We start from the raw sequence: 19,678 nt of genomic DNA, 5'->3' as shown, positions 1-19,678 counted from the left end.
ACAGGCGTTATTACTAACACAATGTTCACCAATATGAGCGAGAGAGTTCGGGTCATTCGCGGGTCCAGTGCTTCAGGTCGCTCCTGTAGCAGGTGCTGATCCCGCCGACCCAGGCAAGGATACGTACCAATGAAGACCTCTTTTTCGCTTTCCCGCATCGTGGGATCTGTTGTTGCAATTTCGCTGCTCGCCGGTTGTGGCGGTGCGGGGCAAGAACTGCCTCCAGCCAGCTTTGCAACAACGGAAGAGGGGCCGAGCGAAGAATATGTTATCGGACCGCTCGATCAAATCACCATCCACGTTTGGCGCAATCCAGAGCTGAGCGCTGAGGAAATTCAGGTTCGCCCAGATGGCCGGATCACGATTCCCTTGGTTCGCGATCTGCCTGCCGTGGGCAAAACCGCCACCGAATTGCAGAACGATATTCGCGATCAACTCGCGCAGTACATTGAACAGCCGATCGTATCGGTAATCGTCAATGAGTTTTCCGGCACGTTTAACCAGCAAATCCGCATCGTGGGTTCTACTGAACAGCCAGCATCGTTGCCTTACCGGGCGAACATGACCGTGCTTGACGCGATGATCGCGGTGGGCGGCCTCAGCGAATTTGCTGCTGGCAACCGTGCAAAGCTGATCCGTTTGGACCGCGAGAGCGGCGAACAGGTTGAATACCGCCTGCGCCTCAAGGACTTGCTTAAAAAAGGCGACAGCGCAGCAAACGTAACCCTGAACCCAGGCGATGTGATCATCATCCCTGAGAGCACCTTTAAGGACCCGCGCCGCGCATGAGCGAGATTTTTGAAGAGCTGCGCACAGCGCTTTACTCGGTATGGCACCGCCGGTGGCTGGCGCTCGCCGTCGCCTGGGGCGTTTGCCTGCTCGGGTGGTTGGTGGTCGCGATGATCCCCAACTCCTATGAGGCCAAGGCGCGCATCTATGTCGATGTCGACGATGTATTGTCAGAGCAACTGGGTATTGCCGGCGATGGGCGCGAAGAAATCCGCCGTGTCCGGCAAACATTGGCAAGCGCGGTGAACCTTGAAAAGGTTATTAAATCAACGCGTTTGGGTGAGAACATCACAGAACGCTCTGCGCTCGAGACAGAGATCAAAAACCTTGATGAAAAGGTGACGGTCACCAGCGAGCAGGACAACCTGTTTGAAATCACCGCGACGGTTGGCAAGGGCGATCTGTCCGACGCCGAAAACGCCGTTCTGGCGCGCGACGTGGTGCAAAAACTGATCGATATTCTGCGCGACGAGCATGTCGCGGGCAGCCGAGCACAAGTCTCTGGCGCGGTCACAAAGATCAATGAACAACTCGAAGAGCGCAAGCGCGAGCTGGAAGCGGCCGAACAGCGCCGTCTCGCCTTTGAAGCGCAATACCCCGACCTGATCGGTGGTTCGAGCACGCTTGTGACCCGCCTTCAGCAGTCACGGACAGAGGCGCGCGGAATCGAAGCTGATCTTGCCGCGGCGGAAAGCGCTTTGGCTGCGATCAACGGGCAATTGGCCGGTACGCCGCGCACGATTGACACACCGGGCACTGGTGGTCCTCGCGCCGCCCTATCTGGCGCTCAAGCACAATTGGCAGAGCTGCGTTCGCGCGGGCTAACCGATGAGCATCCCGATGTGGTGGCGACAACTCGGCAGGTTCAAATTCTGACGCGTCAAGTTGCTGCCCAAGGCCCGAACGCCTCTGGCGGTACTCCAAACCCAGCCTACACTTCGCTGATTTCGATCCGTGCGGATCGTCAGGCCAGCGTCGAATCGCTGCAATCACGGCGCGCCGCGATCCAATCTGATATTGCTGCGCTGATGGGCAGCCAAGCCGCTGAGCCAGAGGTTGCTGCCGAAGCCAACCGGATCAGCCGCGATTATGAAGTGCTGCAACAGAACTACGAAAAGCTGCTGCAAGACCGCGAAGAGCTGCGCACCCGCGGCGAAGTGGAAGACAACACCAGCCAATTCAAATTCCAGCTGACTGATCCACCTGTTGTGCCGCAAGGCCCGGCTGCGCCCAATCGTCCTTTGTTACTGCTTGGTGTGTTGTTTGTCGGCCTCGCAGCGGGGGCAGGGGCCGCTTATGCGCTCAGCCAGCTACGTTCGACCTTCGCCACGCCGAAGAAACTGGAGCGCGCGCTTGATCTGCCCGTGATCGGTTCAATTTCGATGACCGTATCTGAGGCCGCGCAAGAGCTGCGCGCCAAACGGTTCAAGCAATTCGCTGGGGCAACCGCTGGGTTGTTCAGTGTGTTCGTAATTTTGCTGGGCATTGAATTTGTCTCAGTCGGCGCGGTTGCGTGAGGGGGCTGAGATGACAGAGCACAGCAAGATTTCACGCGAAGGAGCGACGAAAGTGAACGGGAAACCGTCTCTGTTTGAGCGTGCTAACGACACTTTTGGTCTGGATGCACTGGCACCTGCGAAGCCTCCCGTACGCCTGCCAGAAGGCGAAAAGCGCGTTCGGAGACCGATTGCTGCGCAGCCCGCTGTTCAAAACGCTCCTGCCCCAGTAGCGACCCCGGCGCCAGCACCGGCAGTACAAACAGTCCAGCAGCCTCCACCAACAGCTCCAACGCCTGAGTAAGCGAAAGCTGCTCCGCAAGCCGTGGCTTTAAACAGCACGCACCAGCCTATCTCGCGCGATCATCTGCGCGATGCTGGACTGGTCGTGCCCGAGGATGGCGTCAGCGAGCTGCTCGAAGAGTTTCGCATCGTCAAACGCGAGCTGCTTGCCGATGCCCGTGCAGGCGGATCATCCAAAGCGCAGCAAATTTTGGTCTCATCTCCGCATCCGGGCGAGGGCAAGACCTATTGTGCGCTCAACCTGGCAATTGCTTTGGCGGCCGAGCGTGATCTCGAAGTTCTGCTGGTCGATGCCGATGTCATCAAACCAAGCATTCCGGCACGCTTGGGCTTTGAACCGGGCAAGGGTTTGATGGATGCCTTGGCCGATCCCAGCCTTGAGCCAGAGACCCTCGCGGTCAAAACAGACATCGACAACCTTTTCGTGTTGTCTGCGGGCAGCCGCAATTCCAATGCCGCCGAATATTTGGCCAGCGCGAGGACGGGCGATGTGCTCGCACGCCTGACCCAAGGCGCACCAAACCGGATTGTCATTTTCGATACACCGCCCGCGCTTGCTGCCTCCGCAGCAGCCGAGCTCGCCGCTCATGTTGGCCAGGTTTTGCTGGTCGCCCGCGCCGATGAAACAAGCCGTGCCGCGCTTGAAGATGCGCAGCAGCTGCTGTCGGCCTGTGTCGACATCAAACTGTTGCTCAATGCAGCACAATTCAGCCCGTCAGGACGCCAATTTGGCAATTATGGCGCGCAAGGGGAAAGATAGTGACTAAAGTTCTCAGAGCAGCTTTGTTGGTGGGGCTGGCAGCAATCGTTGCCGCCGCGCCCGCTCATGCGCAGGCCCAGGATGATACTGGCGATACAGGTGTATCGGATGGCCCACGGGTCGCTGTGCAACCGTACATCGAGGTGTCACAGGTCCTCTCGGCGGAGCTATCGCCCGGCGATGACGTGCTGACCTTTACTCAGGTGGCTGCCGGTGTGGATGTTTCCGCAGCAGGCCGTAACAGCGGTGGTTCGCTATCGCTGCGATATGAGCGTAACATTGGCTACGGCGCGTCCGATGGCATTGATTCCGACACTTTCAGCGGGGTTGCTCGCGGATATCTCTCGATCATCCCTCGCGCTTTGACATTGGATGCAGGTGCCTTGGCAAGCCGCACGCGGATCGATGGATCCGGCGGGATCACTTCCAACCCATTGGTACAAGACGATGCCGAGAGCCAAATCTACAGTGGTTATGTCGGGCCAACATTGGCAACCCGCGTTGGCGCGGTCGACGTGACTGGCTCTGCTCGGGTGGGCTACACCCGGCTTGAGGCGAACGACGCGATCGTCACGCCGTCTGGCGCGATCGCCGATGTGTTTGACGACAGTGTCACCTATAATGCGCAATTGCGTGCTGCCACGCGCCCTGGCGAGCCTTTGCCCGTCGGCATTGGCGTCGGCGGAGGCTACTTTCAGGAAGACATTTCCAACCTCGATCAACGCGTTCGCGATACCTATGTGCGCGCCGATGTGACCGTGCCGATCACCAGCAATCTCTCGGTTGTTGGCGGCGTTGGTTACGAGGATGTCGAAGTGTCGAGCCGCGATGCCGTGCGCGACATAAATGGCGATCCCGTCATTGGTTCTGATGGCCGTCTGGTGACCGACACCAGCGCTCCGCGCCAACTCGCCTTCGACATTGATGGCTTCATCTGGGACGTCGGCGTTCTGTGGCGTCCTAGCAGCCGCACATCGCTCGCCGCGACCGTTGGCCGTCGTTACGATTCAACCACATATTACGGCAACTTCACCTTTGTCCCTGATAGTCGCAGCCAGCTGAGCATCTCAGTCTATGATGCGGTCAGCGGCTTTGGCGGATCGCTCACCAATTCACTGGCCGCATTGCCAACCGAATTCTCGGCCATTCGTAACTCGTTGACCGGTGATTTTGGCGGCTGTGTTGGCGGGGAAAGCGGAACTGGCTGTGCTGGCCTATTCGGCTCGGTTCGTTCAGCAGCCTTCCGCAGCCGCGGCGGACAAGTCGCCTATCAGCGCCAGATTGGCCGCCTCAACGCGGCCATCGCTGCTGGTTATGACAACCGCCGCTTCATCGCGGCGCCAGGTACCATTTTGGCCACCGCGGACGGTGTGACGGATGAAAGTTACTTCGTAAGAAGCTCGCTAAACCGTCCAATCGGCAGCAATGCGAACCTCGCCGTCAATGGCTACGTCAATTGGTTTGGCCGCGGTGACGGGGTCGACGGCAATGTGACCGGTTACGGCGCGTCTGCTGCTTACAGCCGCTCGCTTACCGGTAAACTGTCGGCCCGTGCGGCGGTCGCCGTGGACTATCTCGACTCCGACTTGTCGGCTGATGACTTTGCCTTTGCAACGGCGCTGCTCGGCCTGCGTTACGACTTCTGATCCGGACACCCTGACGATGTACGAACAATTTTATGGCTTCAATTCTCGCCCATTTCAGCTGACCCCTGATCCCGAGTTCTATTTCGAGAGCGCGAGTCACAAGAAGGCTCTGTCCTATCTCGGCTATGGCTTGAACCAGGGCGAGGGCTTCATCGTCATCACCGGCGAGGTTGGCGCTGGTAAATCGACATTGGTCGCGCATTTGATGCAGCGAGATCGACCCAGAGGCGCTGACGGTTGGCCAGGTCGTCACCAGTGCGCTGGACGGCGAAGAGCTGATCCATGTGGCCGCGCAAAGCTTTGGCATCGAAGTCTCAGGCCGTGACAAGGCAGGCGCCTTGGGCGCGATTGAGAGCTTCCTTCAGGACGAAGCGCGCGCCGGTCGGCGTTGTCTGCTGATCGTCGACGAATGTCAGAACTTGCCCGTTGGCGCATTGGAAGAGCTGCGCATGCTGTCCAACTTCCAACTGGGTTCGCACCCGCTGCTGCAAAGCCTGCTGCTGGGGCAGCCGGAATTCCGCACCACAGTCGCCAGCCATCCCGATCTCGATCAACTGCGCCAGCGTGTAATCGCTTCGCATCACTTGGAAGCGCTCGATGAGGAAGAGGTTGAAGCCTATATCAACCACCGGCTCGAGCATGTTGGGTGGCAGGGTAATCCAGCCATCAGTGCCGAGGTTCTGAGCGCAGTTTACGAGGCAACGGATGGTATTCCGCGCCGCGTAAACCAGATCATGAACCGGATGCTATTGCTGAGTGCGATCGAAGAGCAAAGTGACCTAACCACCGCAATGGTAGAGGCCGTTTGTGAGGAAATGCTGGCGGACACCTCAAAGGGTGCTCGCGATATTCCCGCTCAAGTAACTACATCTGCATCCGTTGCAGAAACGGCGATTGACGCGGTGCCTGCGCCCGAAGTCGCAGCATTGCTGGCGGAGCGTGATCAGCGCACTTCAAAACTAGAGGCCGCGATCGGCGAACTGCAAAACGCAGGCTCCCACGCGGAACCGATGGAAATGGACCCAGAGGTGAGCGAGGCGATCAACCGCATCGAAAGCCGGCTTGAGGAACAAGAGCAATCGTTCCGTCATGTCGTTGGCATGCTGATTGAATGGCTTGAGGAAGATGCATCGCGCGAGGCCGCGTAAATGAACGTCGCGCCGAATTTCTCCAGGGATGTGAAGGCTCAGGTCGTCAACGGGCTGTCCGTTGATGTTGAAGACTGGTTTCAGGTCGGCGCGTTCGAAGATGTGATCGAGCGCGGCGAATGGGACGGGATCAAAACCCGTGTCGAAGACAATGTCTATCGCATCCTAGACCTGTTTGCCGAAGCCGACGTGCACGGCACGTTCTTTACATTAGGTTGGGTGGCAAAACGCCACCCGCAAATGATCAAGCGGATTGCAGATGCGGGCCACGAAATCGCCAGCCACGGCTATGATCATGCCCGCGTGTTCACGTTCACTCGCGAGAAATTTGCCGCCGACCTAAAGCTGGCGCGGGATATCTTGCAGGATTGCTCTGGCACCAAGGTTACCGGCTACCGCGCGCCAAGTTTTTCAATAGATCAGCGCACACCGTGGGCGTTCATGGAACTGGCGGAGCAGGGCTACACCTATTCCTCCAGCGTCGCACCGATTGCGCACGACCATTATGGCTGGCCAGAGGCGCCGCGTTTTGCCTTTAAGCCGATCCCTTGGTCGGACATGATCGAGATACCAGTCACTACAGCGATCCTCGGCGGTCGCCGCGTGGCTGCGGGCGGCGGCGGGTTCTTCCGCGTGCTGCCCTATGCCTTTTCACGCTGGGCAATCCGGCAAGTGAACCGCCGCGAAAAACGCCCGGCGGTGTTCTATTTTCATCCGTGGGAAATTGACCCCGATCAACCGCGCGTGGGCAATGCGCCGATGCGATCAAAGCTGCGCCATTACACCAATCTCGATAAAATGGCGGGTAAGCTCGGCGAATTGGTGCATGAGTTCCGATGGGCACGGATGGATATGATCGCTTTGCGCGAAGCCTCACGGGCCGTTGATCTGACCCCATGAACGCGCCCGTGAAACTGCCAATCACCGTCTCGCAAGTGGACTTCTCCGATGCCCGAATGCTGGAGCGGGTTGAGGGGTTTGTGCGCGAGCATAAGGCGAGTCTGTTTCATCGCCCGACATGGCTGAAAGCGGTTGAAGCAGGGACTGGTCAGAAGGCCTGCGGTTTTGTCACTCAGCAGATGGGCGTCATCACCGGATGGCTGCCGCTCACCGATGCGCATTCGGCCTTGTTTGGGCGGGCTATGGTCTCCAGCGGTTTCGGCGTGGGCGGCGGTATCCTTGCCGAGACCCAGGAGGCGACTCAGGCGCTTGCTGGCGCAGCACAAGATCATGCGATTAGAAATTCGGTTGCTAGTGTGGAGCTGCGCGGAGGTGTTGTTCCCAATGGTTGGAACGGTGTGAGCGACAAGCACGCCGGTTTCATCGCTGAGCTGGCAGAGGACGATGAGGCGCAATTGCTCGCCATTCCGCGCAAGGCGAGGGCAGAGGTGCGCAAGGGTCTCAAAGGCAGCTTAGACGTGCGCATTGGCCGCTCAGACCGCGATTTGGCGGCGCATTACGCGGTGTACAGCGAGAGCGTCCGCAATCTCGGCACGCCGGTGTTTCCCAAGGCGCTGTTCAAGGCGATGATTGAGGCGTTTCCTGACACCGCCGATATCCTCACGGTCTATTCAGGTGAGGAGCCCGTCTCCAGCGTCCTGTCCTTCTGTCACGAGGGTGGGGTCATGCCATTTTGGGGCGGGGGAACCTTCGCTGCACGATCCCTACGCGCCAATGAGCTGATGTATTACAAACTGATGTGCCACGCGCGTTCGCTTGGCATGTCGCACTTCGACTTTGGCCGCTCCAAAACAAGCAGCGGTCCCTACAATTTCAAGAAGAACTGGGGCTTTGAGCCTGCGCCGCTCACCTATGCCCATTGGCATGCGCCGGGCGTTGAACCCCGCGATGTTGACCCGACAAGCGAGGCTTATTCGCGCAAGATTGAGCTTTGGAAGAGGCTGCCGCTGCCGCTCGCCAATGCGATCGGTCCGTGGATCGCGCGCGGGTTGGCCTAGGGATCGGGCAGACTGATGGGGGAAATCTTATTTCTGGCGCACCGCGTTCCATTCCCGCCCAATCGCGGGGACAAGATCCGCGCGCACCATTTGCTGAGAAGGCTGGCGCAAATTGCCCCAGTCCATGTGGGTTGCTTTGCTGAGAATGCTGAGGATCGAGCAGCCGTGGCAGAGGTCGATGCAATCGCTGCATCGCAATGTGTGATGGATCGACGTAAGCCTTTGACGCTCGCCGGGGTTGAAGCCGTGCTGACCGGTAAACCCGTCAGCCTCACCGCCTTTCACAGCGCGCGTTTGGAAAGCTGGATACAGCAAACCCTCGCCAGGCATCCCATCGACACAATCGTCATTTTTTCCGGACAAATGGGGCAATATGTGCCTGATAGCTTCGCAGGCAGAGTGGTGATCGACCTATGCGATGTCGATAGCGTCAAGTTTGAGGGCTATGCCGAAGCTGGCGAGCGCGTCTGGCTGAATACGCGGGAAGGGCGCCTGCTAGCAGAGGAAGAAGAGCGCCTTGGCGCGCGGGCCAATGCAACCATTCTGATCAGCGAAAACGAGGCTGAGCTATATCGCAGCAGGCTGAAAGACCCATCGCGCGTGACCGTCCAGGTAATTGGCAATGGCATTGATGCCGCCGCCTTTGACCCCAGCGCGAGCGAGCCTCATGCGGAACTGCGAGCTGGCGAGGGGCCGCATTTCGTCTTCACTGGGCAGATGGATTATCGACCTAATGAGCAAGCGGCGGAATGGGTCATTGAGCAATTGCTGCCGGTTCTCCGGACCAAGTATCCCGAGGCCGAATGTCACATCGTGGGCCGCAATCCTACCGCGCGTTTACTAACCCATGCCGATACACCGGGCCTAACCATTTGGGGCGAGGTGCCTGACGTCAAACCCTTCATCGCGGCGGCAGACTTCGTGCTCGCGCCGCTACTGATTGCGCGCGGGGTGCAGAACAAAGTTCTAGAAGCGATGGCGATGGCCAAACCGGTGGTCCTCACACAGGAGGCTGCGACCGGTATTGCCGCGCACGACGGGGAGCATTGGCTGGTGGCACCTGCTGACCCAAAACAGATGGCCGCCCGGATCGAGACGGCCTTGTCCGATCCAGATGCATTGTTCGACCTTGGAGCCTCAGCGCGACAATTCGTGCTAGACCGCCACGCGTGGAATGCCATGCTGGAACCGCTTGGCAATTTGGTTTCACCAGCGAGTGAGGCGTGCAATGCAGCCTGAGAAGCTCACGCAGGATTGGCGTCAACAAAGCTTGGGCGACCATGTGCCAAGCGTGTGGAAGCAACCGCTTGTGATTTTGGCATTGGTGGTCACCGCGCTCGTCGTATTGGCGGCCCGCGAATGGGGTGAGATGCTGCACCAATGGTGGAACATCGATACCTACAATCACATACTGCTGGTGCCTGTCATCGTCGGTTGGCTCGTCTGGTTGAGGCGCGATGAGGTCACCATCGCGGCACCTAAGGGCTGGGTGCCTGGCCTCGGCCTGGTTGCAGCATCGTTAGCGCTGTGGGCACTGGGCCGCGCCACCGGGATCAACCTGTTTGCTCAGGCGGGCGCTGTTGGCGCAATGATCGCAGCAGCAATCGCAATCATCGGCCCGCGCATTTCCATGCTGCTCGTCCTGCCATTGGCGATGATGGCCTTCCTTGTGCCCTTTGGCGATGAGATTATTCCGCCTCTGCAAATGATCACCGCTGAGATTGCGATCTGGCTAACGCTTGCCAGCGGAGTGCCTGCCGAGATTGACGGTATTTACATCGATACACCCGTCGGTCTGTTCATCGTTGCAGAGGCGTGTTCCGGCGTGAAATTTCTCGTCGCCATGGTCACTCTGGCGGTGCTGATCTGCTTCACCCAATTCACCAGTTGGAGCCGCCGCGCGGCTTTCATGCTGGCCGCTATCATCGTCCCAATCCTAGCCAATGGGGTCCGGGCGTGGGGCACAATCTACATCGCCCAGAACCAGGGCGTCGAATTTGCCGAGGGATTCGATCACATCTTCTATGGTTGGATATTCTTCGCAATCGTTCTGGTGATCATGCTCGCAGGTGCATGGAGATTTTTCGAGCGCGAGCCTGAGGATGCTGGTTTCACCTCAGAAGAGTTGAGCGCAATGCCTTGGATTGGCCAGCTTGAGCGCTTCAACACCAGCCACACGGCGATCCTGATCGGCGTCATCGTTCTGGCCGCACTCTCAGGAATTGTAGCTGCACTGATCCCGGCTGTCGCCATTACCACTCCAATCGGCTAGGCGGCTCGACATATGTGCGGGATTGCCGGAATTTTTCATGCGGAAACGCCCAAACCCGTGGACCCTGCGCGGGTTGAGCGGATGTGTGATGCGCTCATTCACCGCGGCCCGGATGGAGCCGGTGTTTGGACCGCTCCTGGAATAGGGCTGGGGCATCGCCGCCTCTCGATCATCGACCTCGAAGGCTCTCCGCAGCCCATGCCCAGCGTCGATGGCCGCGCGGTTATCAGTTTCAACGGCGAGATCTACAATTACCGCGAGTTGCGCCGTGAGCTGGAACAATCCGGTGCGCGGTTCAAAACCTCTGGTGATACCGAGGTCATTCTCGCCGCATGGCAACGTTGGGGACCGGATTGCCTTTCGCGTTTCAATGGCATGTTCGCCTTCGCGATCTATGATTTGGACAAGCGCAGCCTGTTTCTGGCCCGCGATCGGCTCGGCGTAAAACCGCTGTTCCTCGCACGTTTGAGCGATGGGAGCCTTGCCTTTGGATCAGAACTGAAGGGCTTGCTCGCCCACCCATTGCTGCGGCGTCGGCTGAACCCGCAAGCGCTCGATGACTACCTTACATGGGGCTATGTGCCAGACAGCCGCTCAATCCTAGCCGGGGTTGAAAAACTTGCTGCGGGTCATTTCATGTTGCTCGAACATGGTCAGCCGATCAGCGCGCCAAAATGTTGGTGGGATATCAGTTTTGAAGAGCGCGTGCGCGGGTCCGAGGCAGACCTGTCTGCGCAATTGGTCCATTTGATGCGCGAGGCGGTGCAATCGCGCATGGTCGCCGACGTGCCGTTGGGTGCGTTCCTGTCGGGCGGTGTCGATTCCTCCAGCGTTGTCGCTTTGATGAGTGAAGTCAGCGCGGAGCCTGTGCGAACCTGCTCGATAGGGTTTGATGTCGCGGCACTCGACGAAACAAGTTACGCACAAACGGTCGCAGAGAAGTTCGGCACCGACCATGAGGCTCGCACGGTCGGGCAAGATGATTTTGGCGCGGTCGATGCGCTGGTGGGCATGTTCGACGAGCCTTTTGCCGATGCGTCCGCATTGCCGACATGGCGGGTCTGCGAGCTGGCGCGTGAGAAAGTCACCGTTGCCCTTTCTGGCGACGGCGCAGATGAAGCATTTGCCGGATACCGCAGGCAAGTATTCCACCATCATGAAGAGCGTGTGCGCTCGATTCTGCCATCTGGCCTGCGTGAACCCGTGTTTGGCACGCTTGGGCGGGTGTGGCCAAAGGCGGATTGGGCACCGCGGCCATTCCGCGCCAAATCCACACTGCTAGCACTCGCTGGAGGTGGTGAGGCGGGCTATGCACGCGGGCTTTCCGTAAACACGTTTGAACAAAGAGGGGCTCTGTACGATTCAGGCTTCGCCAGCGAGCTTCAGGGTTATCGCGGCGAAGATGATCTAATCGCCCTGATGAGGCACGCCCCAGCGCGCAGCGGGCTCGACCGGGCGCAATATGCGGACCTTAAATTTTGGCTTTCTGGGGATATTTTGACCAAAGTCGACCGCACCAGCATGGCCGTTAGTCTGGAGGCGCGGGAGCCATTACTTGACCACCGATTGATTGAATTTGCGGCCCGCCTGCCAGAGAAAATGCGAGTGCGCGGATCGACCGGTAAGTACCTGCTTAAGAAATGCATGGAGCGCTATTTGCCGAGCGATATACTCTATCGGCAAAAGCAAGGTTTCGTGACACCCATTGCCGATTGGCTGCGCGGGCCATTAGCCAGTTCTGCGCGGGCGATCGCCTCAAGCTCTCAGCTAGCTCAATCGGGCTGGTTTGATCGCAAGCACGTGGCTGACTTGGCTGAAGCACACATTGCAGGGCGATCGGACAACTCCAGAATATTATGGCAATTGCTGATGCTGGAAAAGTCAATGGTCCAGCTAGGCGTTAGCGGATAACACTGGCTAACAAGCTGGCACCGATTAACCATGCGGTGACCCAAACTGAAACGTAAATACATGTTGTATTCGCAAATTAGCATTTGCACTTGAAGCATAGCCGCGCCTAGATCGTTTCATATCGGAGTAAATCGGCGATCCAGCTCAATGGAGTGAATAAAAGATCGAAGCTTCGCCTTAGTGGTATTTGGAGCAGTTCGAAAATGGATAGCGGGGCAAGCAGGGCAATACCTTTTACGGACGACGATGAGTTGTTCGTGGAAAGCGCATTGCATGCTGCGATTCCAGAAGAGTTGTTTAAACTCAGTGAAATAGATGCGATGTACGATGATACGTCGAGCACGCTGTGGAGCTATATGAATCCGGCCGATCGCCCAAGCTTTACGCGAGCGATGCTAGATGATTTTGAAGAATGGCAACGTCTGATTGCACTCGGTTTTGGACCGGGTAAGGTCCCTTTGCGTTACCTTGTGCTCGGCAGTCGTTCATCCGACGTCTTCTGCTTTGGCGGGGATCTCGCTCTTTTCCAAAGGTTGATCCGAGAGCGTGATCGCGACGGCTTGGTTAACTATGGCCACCGCTGCTGCGCGATTCTGCACCGCAATATCGAAGCGCTTGATATTCCCATGCTGACCATCGGCATGGTGCAGGGTGCGGCGCTAGGCGGCGGGTTCGAGGCGCTTCTGTCGTTCGACTACATAATTGCTGAAAGAACTGCGACATTTGGCTTGCCAGAGGTGATGTTCGGCCTGTTTCCCGGGATGGGCGCCCACGCATTGCTGTCACGCAAGATCGGCAGCGCGATGGCCGAACGCCTTATCATGTCGAACGAGACCTACACTGCAGAGCAAATGTACGAGATGGGGATCGTTCATCAACTGGCTGAGCCTGGAGATGGGGTGAATGCAACGCGCGATTTCATCAAGAAGTCGGAACGTCGCCACGCTGGGCTGGTTGGTTCTCGGCGGGCCACAAAGGAGGTCTGGAACCTCCAACTGGCAGAGCTCAACCGCATCACGGAATTGTGGGCGGACACCGCGCTAGAGCTGCGCGAACAGGACCTGAAGGTGATGAACCGGCTTACGACGGCGCAAGAGCGACTGGCCGAGCGCATCGCCGCCGCATGAGCTCCTGCTATCCCTCGGCTCCATGTCCGAGAGCTAGATACTCATCGCTCTGCATTTCTTGCAGGCGACTAGCCGTGCGCTCAAATTCAAAACTGCCGTCACCGGCCTGATATAAAGCATCTGGCACGGTTGCAGCGGTGGCGAACAGCTTCACCTTGTGCTCGTAAAGCGCGTCGATCAGGGTCACAAACCTCGCGGCTTCATTGCGCATTTCTGGCCCCATTTGCGGGATGGCAACGATAATCACTGTGTGGAAGTTGCGGGCTATGGCAAGGTAATCTGGCGCGCCGCGTGCCTCTATGCAAAGGCGCTTGAAACTGAACACGCCAACCCCTTTCAAGGACTTGGGCACATGGATTGTGCGCTTACCGCTCACCTCCAGCTCCTGTGACGGCACATGTTCGGCATCCTCAGGCGCAAAGTCCGTTAGGCGGAAGAACACCTCTCGCACCGCGTCGGTCGCCACTTCGCCTATAGGCGTGTACCACGTCTTCAGATCGCCAATCCGATCAAGCCGGTAGTCAGTCGGGCCGTTAAGGCTGACAACATCCAGCTCGGCCTCGATCAAGTCGATGAACGGCAGGAAGTGCTCCCGATTTAGGCCATCCTTGTACAGGTCTTGCGGAGGCCGGTTTGACGTCGTCACAATCGCCACATTCTGTTGGTTGATGATCTGCGCGAACAGGCGGCTCATGATCATCGCATCGGCCGAGTTATTCACCACCATCTCATCAAAGGCCAGACAGCGAAGGTGGGCTGCAAGCCGTTCTGCCACCACGGGAATAGGATCTCCGCTCTCGGTCTTGCGCGCCTCTCTCAGCTCGGCATGAACCTCTTGCATAAAGGCATGGAAGTGGACCCGCCGCTTTTCCGTGATCGACAGTTGATCATGGAACAGATCCATCAGCATCGACTTGCCCCGACCAACCCCGCCGACCATGTAGACGCCTTGCGGCCGAACCTTCTTTGCGCCGAATAGCTGAGCCAGCAATCCGCCAGAGGTCTCCGCCTCCAAGTCCTTCTGCAGCCGATCAAGCTGCTCCGCCGCACGCCTCTGGTCCGGATCCGGCCGTAGTTCGCCATTGGCAATCAGACGTTCGTAACGCGCCAGCATCGATCTTACTCAGCGTGGGTCATGCGCGCGGCTTCATCTTGCGCACAATGCCGGAATAGCTCGCGACCACATCATAGTCCTGCACGATCTGACCGCGCACGAACAGCATGCGGCCCGTTTCGCGTACTATCTCCGTCACCGCATCGAGCGGCCGCTTAGGGTCGCCGCCGCCCACGAACTGTGTGGAAAGCTCCAGGGTCACAGAAGGGCCAGCATTACCACTGCCCACAACATGCATGGTCGTGAACATGGAGATATCGATCAGGCTGAGCGTTACCGCGCCATGGATGATACCTTGCAGGTTCTCATGCCGCCGTTCCGGGAACATCCGCAGGCGGCACTTATCCCCCTCCGGCCGGGTGATGAGCTTTCCCATCACCGCGCCATTGAACAGCGTCTGGTCTTTCAGGTTCCAGTGATTCCAACCTGGATTGTCAGGATCGGGGGTATGCTCGAATACCTCGTCGTCTAACGCCACCGGATCAGATTTCGCGCTCTGCCATCATCTTCTTGGTCTCTGCGATCGCCTTCGCTGGCGAGAGGCCTTTCGGGCAGACATTGGCACAGTTCATGATAGTGTGACAGCGGTACAGGCGGAATGGATCCTCCAACTGATCGAGCCGCTCACCGGTCATCTCATCGCGGCTATCCGCGAGCCAGCGATAGGCCTGAAGCAGGATCGCAGGGCCTAGGAACTTGTCCGAATTCCACCAATAGCTCGGGCAGCTGGTCGAGCAGCAAGCGCACAGAATGCACTCATAAAGGCCATCCAATTGCTCGCGCTGCTGCGGCGTTTGCAGGCGCTCCTTGCCCGAGGGCGTCGGCGTAACCGTCTGAAGCCATGGGCGAATTGAGGCATATTGCGCGTAGAAGTGCGTGAAGTCCGGAACCAAGTCCTTGATCACATCCATATGTGGCAGAGGGGTGATGCGAACCTCACCCTTCAGGTCTTCAATCGCGGTCGTGCAGGCCAGCCCATTCTTGCCATTCATGTTCATCGCGCAGGATCCGCAGATCCCCTCGCGGCAAGAGCGTCGGAAGGTGAGGGTGGGATCAACCTCGTTCTTGATCTTGAACAGAGCGTCGAGAACCATCGGACCGCAATTGTCGAGATCGATCTCAAACTTGTCATAGCGCGGATTGTCGCCGCTATCGGGATCATAGCGATAGATCTTGAACGACTTCGCGCGGCCACCATCGGCCTTGTACACTTTGCCCTGCTTGCTGATCTTTGAATTCTTAGGAAGCGTGAAAGTCGCCATTACAAATCTGATCCCATTGCGTTGTGACACCTATCTAACGCCTTAGCGCGCGAGGGCAAGACACGCTTTGTTGCGAGTATAGCCACAATTGTTGAGTAACGATCACCGGGGCCGATCACACCGGGCAGGCTCAACGCTTTGTCGCTACTAGGCCACGCTTGGAACACCTGGAACACAGTCCAGAACATGAAAAGCAATCGATCAAAAATGCCTGATTGATCGAGGTATTCGATCAGCAATTTGCGGGATGGGTGGAACTTACAAGCCATTGCCGCCTTTTACCTCGCATGAGCGATGTAGGACACAGCAATTTGAGAGGCTCCGCCGCTTGGCCAGCCACCGCCGCCGTCTTCGGCGCGAGTGGAGGGATCGGCCGCGCTCTATGCGAGGCGCTGGCGCAAGGGGGTGCACAGCAGATCTATGCCGGATCACGCGCGGGCCGGGAGCTCATGGGCGAGGGCATCATCCCCTTTGCATTTGACCTTCGGGATGAGGCCAGCATTGCCGATGCCGCCGGCATGATGCGAGACGCTCCGCCTCAGATGGTCATCGTCGCCACCGGCGTGCTGACCTTGGCGGATGGGCGCGGGCCAGAGCGGACCTATAAACGCCTGGATACCGCGACCATGGCAGAGGTGCTCGCGCTCAACACCATCGGCCCAGCGATAATTGCAAAGCACTTGTTGCCGCTGCTTCCGCGAGAGGGGCGGGGCGTGTTCACGGCGCTCTCTGCAAGGGTAGGCTCAATCTCGGACAACGGGCTGGGCGGATGGCACAGCTACCGGGCATCGAAGGCCGCGCTCAATATGCTGCTTAAGAACTTCGCGCTAGAAATGGCTCGCACGCATAAGGACAGCATCGTCGTCGGCCTTCACCCAGGCACAGTGGATAGCGCCTTGTCAGAGCCGTTTCAAAAGGGCCTGCCGGAAGGACAATTGTTCGATCCGGCGAAGTCCGCTGCACATCTGCTCAATGTCCTCAGCGGCCTGGACGCGTCACACAGCGGCCATGTCTTCGATTGGCAGGGCGAGGAAATTAGGGCTTGAGCGGAGCAATTTAGGATGCTCAGCCTAAGGTCTAGGCCGCGTCAAAGAAACCTTGTTTGGATGTCGCTTGAGACGAGGGGGCAAAAATCAGTCTTTGTTCCGAACCAACGATAACGGTGCTTCCCGACGAATTCATAAGCAGAATTCGCAAACCACTTTGGGAACAATCCAAACGTCCACCCAAACAAACGCCAGAGCCCGCCAAGGTGTTTGAGCAAGTAGATTATGGCGCTCGCCTTGCTCAGGTCTTGACCATCTCGTGTCCGTAAAACAACCGTATCACCCAACGCGCTCACCGCATCTGGACCAATCTCAGCTTCCAGCAATCCACTTTGCAAAGCGGCAAACTTCAACTGGGATTGCGTTTCCTCGGCCAGCAGAAAACGGACAGTTCCATGGCAAAGAGCACAGGAGCCATCAAAATGCAGAACAGCCCCATTTAGCGGTTTCGGCGCCAACCATGCCGGGTTGAATGTGAACAGATGGAACAGCAGCATTGCGATCGTGAGATCTGGAAAATTCAGCAAAAATGCAAAACCGAATTGAACGAACAGCATTCCGCTCCAAATCCAAGGACGAAACTTCTTGATCAATGCCAAAGGCGCAAACAGCAATTCAATGATGAGAATAAACCAAGTCAGAAGCTTGAGAACAATCGCAGGCACCGCGAGCAAGATATCCCGGAGAATCCAATCACGGGCGAGCGGGTTGTCGAGCACATATTGGACATTCTCGCCGGACACCCAGCTGGGGCTCAGTAATTTTGTGTAGCCGCTGTAGCTGTACGTCAGTGCTAGCACGACCCATCCGGCCAGAAACACGCCGCGGTGCAACGTCCATCGACCGCCTGGATCAGGGCGACCGCGTGCTGGCCAAGATAAATATGGCGCGGCCATTACAAACAAATGAGCCAATAGCATCCAGCCAACATAAGGCATGGCAGGGTTTGAAATGAGCGGATTGCGGCCGAGGAAACTGGCCAGGACGACCCACATGAAAATGGCTGCAAGCTTATCCCACTTACCCACCGCGAAGAAAACCGAAGCAAGCGCCGCCGCCACGCACAAAGCGGTTACGAACATTGGGCTATCGACAAACCGCAGTACGTTAGGGAACGCGATAATGAGCGGGCTTAGACCAGCATCGGGTAGCATTCCAGCGGATGAAAATATGTCCGGAGCCCAGAACGCAAGATAGGCAAAATGGACAAATAGATAGACCCCGAGCAGTGCCCGAAAAACACTGTACTGTCCGCCAGTCCAACTATTTGACATCGCAGTTCACGCTGTATTCGAGTTTCCATGGATGGTCGGATGGCAGTTTCTGACGCGGAACAAGGCGAAAGGTGAATGGTCCGGTCACATCCGTCCGGTCGACCCCTAGCTCTTCAAGGGCTGACGAATTGCCACAAAATGTGTGGCTTATCGCGGCATTGAGCATTGGCTAAGCTTAGGTCGTTCGAATTGAGCACCGGTGCATACGACAGGGCAGCCCCATATGCATTTCGGCGATTATACGGCCCGCGTACGCCAGAATAATTCTGAGGTGTCAGCACTAATTCTTGCGCTACACCCTGACGATTTCTCCATGACAGGATGAACTTTGACGAATATGTTTCGAACCCTTCGTGCGCCGTGAAAACCTTAGGCGCTGGAGATGCCACAGAAGCTGCACCAACAGCCTTTACCGCCTGCAATCCGAAAAGATCGCTTAGCCATCTGAACGCAGCCAAGAGAAATCAGGAAAATTGGTGGGAAAGCTGTTTTAAGCACGCTCACTTTGCATCGTCCTTACTTGCTTTATGAACATCCACACCAAGTAGCATTGGCCCAAGCAGCAGTTCACGGTCTTCTGAGAAACCGCACGCGTCATCAAATTTCTTGGGGTTGTGAAATGTCCCAAAAATCATATCCCAGATGGGCAAATCAGAGAAGTTTTGGCGATGCCACCCCTGCTTGTGATGGACACAGTGGCTCTCAGGCCGCTGAAAGATGAAACCAATCCAATAGGGCGTCTTCACATTCCAATGATAGAATAACTCCGCGATCCCGGTCAGAAGGATCGCATAGACCGCTGCCTGCGGCCCGAGGCCGCATAGAACATACAATATAAAACTCGATAAGCCGGCTGTTCACGAAGATTTCGAGCGGATGTTTGTAAAAGCTGGTTATGATCTCGAGCCGTTGCGGGCTGTGGTGGATCTGATGAAAGGTACGCCAAAGAAACGGCACTTGATGCCGCGCTCTGTGCCACCAATAATAGATGAATGTGATCGCGAGATAGCCGAAAATCGCCCCGCCGGTTTCACCAAAAGCGGCTCCGGCATTCCAAACCGACCAATCTGCGAGCCATTTGTCCCATGTCAGGCCAGCCACGAAAACCATCGCGACTTGTACTGCGTTCAAAGCAAACGCACGAACCCACCAGCGAGATACGCGTGGCCAGACCCTGCCTTTGGCCAAGAGCTCCGCGCAAAGCATGAAAATAGCTAAGCTAATTACAGTTACAACGATCCCCACACCTATAAGGTAGTGCGGAAAATTAAAAATTGAAGAAATTTGGATTCCAAATTTTCAAGTGCATGGCGTTTCGCTGTAACAACTAATAAGTTCTGACCTTCAGGCGATCCCATTCTGGCGCAGGCCCTCAGCGACTATTGTTTCGACGAGGTCTTTCTGGCTCCACCCAGCCAATGCGAGCATTCAACCTAGGGTTTAACCGCAGTTCAATAGTTCATTTGGGGCGTGAGCGGTCGCTCAAGCGTATTTTGGGAACAGCAAGATGTAATTCCCCCAATTACGCAAAAGGTATTGGGTCATAAAAGGAGTGCTTCACGAACCAGTTTC

The 19,678-nt window shown here is 57.2% G+C and carries 18 protein-coding genes and 1 pseudogene; 12 read left to right on the top strand and 7 right to left on the bottom strand.

Annotated elements, in window-relative coordinates:
- Positions 1-129 precede the first annotated feature (129 nt).
- The 11 genes and pseudogenes from AC0V6Z_RS12410 (at position 130) to AC0V6Z_RS12360 (ending at position 13,410) form a co-directional block, all read left to right on the top strand.
- The gene (locus AC0V6Z_RS12410; protein WP_472638772.1) at positions 130-789 is read left to right on the top strand and encodes an XrtA/PEP-CTERM system exopolysaccharide export protein; all 660 of its coding nucleotides are present in this window, start codon (positions 130-132) and stop codon (positions 787-789) included.
- The gene (locus AC0V6Z_RS12405) at positions 786-2,306 is read left to right on the top strand and encodes an XrtA system polysaccharide chain length determinant (RefSeq protein ID WP_472638771.1); all 1,521 of its coding nucleotides are present in this window, start codon (positions 786-788) and stop codon (positions 2,304-2,306) included. Before AC0V6Z_RS12410 ends, AC0V6Z_RS12405 begins: the two co-directional genes overlap by 4 nt.
- A 304-nt stretch (positions 2,307-2,610) precedes the next feature.
- The gene (locus AC0V6Z_RS12400; RefSeq protein WP_472638770.1) at positions 2,611-3,348 is read left to right on the top strand and encodes a P-loop NTPase; all 738 of its coding nucleotides are present in this window, start codon (positions 2,611-2,613) and stop codon (positions 3,346-3,348) included.
- Positions 3,348-4,994: a TonB-dependent receptor gene (locus AC0V6Z_RS12395; protein ID WP_472638769.1), complete on the top strand. Its 1,647-nt coding sequence runs from the start codon at positions 3,348-3,350 to the stop codon at positions 4,992-4,994. Before AC0V6Z_RS12400 ends, AC0V6Z_RS12395 begins: the two co-directional genes overlap by 1 nt.
- A 16-nt stretch (positions 4,995-5,010) precedes the next feature.
- Positions 5,011-6,142, top strand: a pseudogene (locus AC0V6Z_RS12390) (XrtA/PEP-CTERM system-associated ATPase).
- Positions 6,143-7,042 (top strand): XrtA system polysaccharide deacetylase, encoded by a 900-nt coding sequence (locus tag AC0V6Z_RS12385; RefSeq protein WP_472638768.1) that lies wholly within the window; start codon positions 6,143-6,145, stop codon positions 7,040-7,042.
- Entirely contained in the window at positions 7,039-8,100 is a 1,062-nt protein-coding gene (locus tag AC0V6Z_RS12380) for a FemAB family XrtA/PEP-CTERM system-associated protein (protein WP_472638767.1), read from the top strand. The genes AC0V6Z_RS12385 and AC0V6Z_RS12380 overlap by 4 nt, the downstream gene beginning before the upstream one ends.
- A gap of 15 nt (positions 8,101-8,115) precedes the next feature.
- A complete protein-coding gene (locus AC0V6Z_RS12375) occupies positions 8,116-9,339 on the top strand; it encodes a TIGR03087 family PEP-CTERM/XrtA system glycosyltransferase (RefSeq protein ID WP_472638766.1) in 1,224 nt (407 codons plus the stop codon).
- Positions 9,329-10,372 carry an exosortase A gene (xrtA, locus tag AC0V6Z_RS12370; protein WP_472638765.1) on the top strand — a complete coding sequence of 348 codons (1,044 nt, stop codon included), beginning with the start codon at positions 9,329-9,331 and terminating at the stop codon, positions 10,370-10,372. The genes AC0V6Z_RS12375 and xrtA overlap by 11 nt, the downstream gene beginning before the upstream one ends.
- A 12-nt stretch (positions 10,373-10,384) precedes the next feature.
- A complete protein-coding gene (locus AC0V6Z_RS12365; protein ID WP_472638764.1) occupies positions 10,385-12,283 on the top strand; it encodes an XrtA/PEP-CTERM system amidotransferase in 1,899 nt (632 codons plus the stop codon).
- Positions 12,284-12,486: 203 nt separating this feature from the next.
- Positions 12,487-13,410, top strand: coding sequence for a crotonase/enoyl-CoA hydratase family protein (locus AC0V6Z_RS12360; RefSeq protein ID WP_472638763.1), 924 nt, complete (start codon positions 12,487-12,489; stop codon positions 13,408-13,410).
- Positions 13,411-13,417: 7 nt separating this feature from the next.
- Here AC0V6Z_RS12360 and zapE read toward each other — a convergent pair whose 3' ends face one another.
- The 3 genes from zapE to AC0V6Z_RS12345 are packed head-to-tail and all read right to left on the bottom strand — an operon-like array spanning position 13,418 to position 15,786.
- Complete coding sequence (gene zapE, locus AC0V6Z_RS12355; RefSeq protein ID WP_472638762.1) at positions 13,418-14,524, bottom strand: cell division protein ZapE; 1,107 nt, start codon at positions 14,522-14,524, stop codon at positions 13,418-13,420.
- Positions 14,525-14,543: 19 nt separating this feature from the next.
- Positions 14,544-15,002, bottom strand: coding sequence for a PaaI family thioesterase (locus AC0V6Z_RS12350; protein ID WP_472638761.1), 459 nt, complete (start codon positions 15,000-15,002; stop codon positions 14,544-14,546).
- Positions 15,003-15,006: 4 nt separating this feature from the next.
- The gene (locus AC0V6Z_RS12345; protein WP_472638760.1) at positions 15,007-15,786 is read right to left on the bottom strand and encodes a succinate dehydrogenase iron-sulfur subunit; all 780 of its coding nucleotides are present in this window, start codon (positions 15,784-15,786) and stop codon (positions 15,007-15,009) included.
- 311 nt (positions 15,787-16,097) lie between these two features.
- Between AC0V6Z_RS12345 and AC0V6Z_RS12340 the strand changes: the two genes are divergently transcribed.
- A complete protein-coding gene (locus AC0V6Z_RS12340; protein ID WP_472638759.1) occupies positions 16,098-16,832 on the top strand; it encodes an SDR family NAD(P)-dependent oxidoreductase in 735 nt (244 codons plus the stop codon).
- 41 nt (positions 16,833-16,873) lie between these two features.
- Here the strand turns inward: AC0V6Z_RS12340 and AC0V6Z_RS12335 are convergent, their stop codons facing one another.
- The 4 genes from AC0V6Z_RS12335 to AC0V6Z_RS12320 all read right to left on the bottom strand — a co-directional run bounded on the left by AC0V6Z_RS12335 (position 16,874) and on the right by AC0V6Z_RS12320 (position 19,237).
- Entirely contained in the window at positions 16,874-17,893 is a 1,020-nt protein-coding gene (locus AC0V6Z_RS12335; protein WP_486176485.1) for a DCC1-like thiol-disulfide oxidoreductase family protein, read from the bottom strand.
- Positions 17,894-18,095: 202 nt separating this feature from the next.
- Positions 18,096-18,272, bottom strand: a complete 177-nt coding sequence (locus AC0V6Z_RS12330; protein WP_472638757.1) for a hypothetical protein — start codon at positions 18,270-18,272, stop codon at positions 18,096-18,098.
- 334 nt (positions 18,273-18,606) lie between these two features.
- Entirely contained in the window at positions 18,607-18,888 is a 282-nt protein-coding gene (locus tag AC0V6Z_RS12325; protein WP_472640911.1) for a sterol desaturase family protein, read from the bottom strand.
- On the bottom strand, positions 18,809-19,237 hold the full coding sequence (locus tag AC0V6Z_RS12320) for a sterol desaturase family protein (RefSeq protein WP_472638756.1): 429 nt from the start codon (positions 19,235-19,237) through the stop codon (positions 18,809-18,811). The genes AC0V6Z_RS12325 and AC0V6Z_RS12320 overlap by 80 nt, the downstream gene beginning before the upstream one ends.
- Between the last annotated feature and the right edge of the window lie 441 nt (positions 19,238-19,678).

It is taken from the genome of Erythrobacter sp. SN6-5 (genome assembly GCF_057364945.1).
This window is presented reverse-complemented; position numbering and strand designations above follow the sequence as displayed.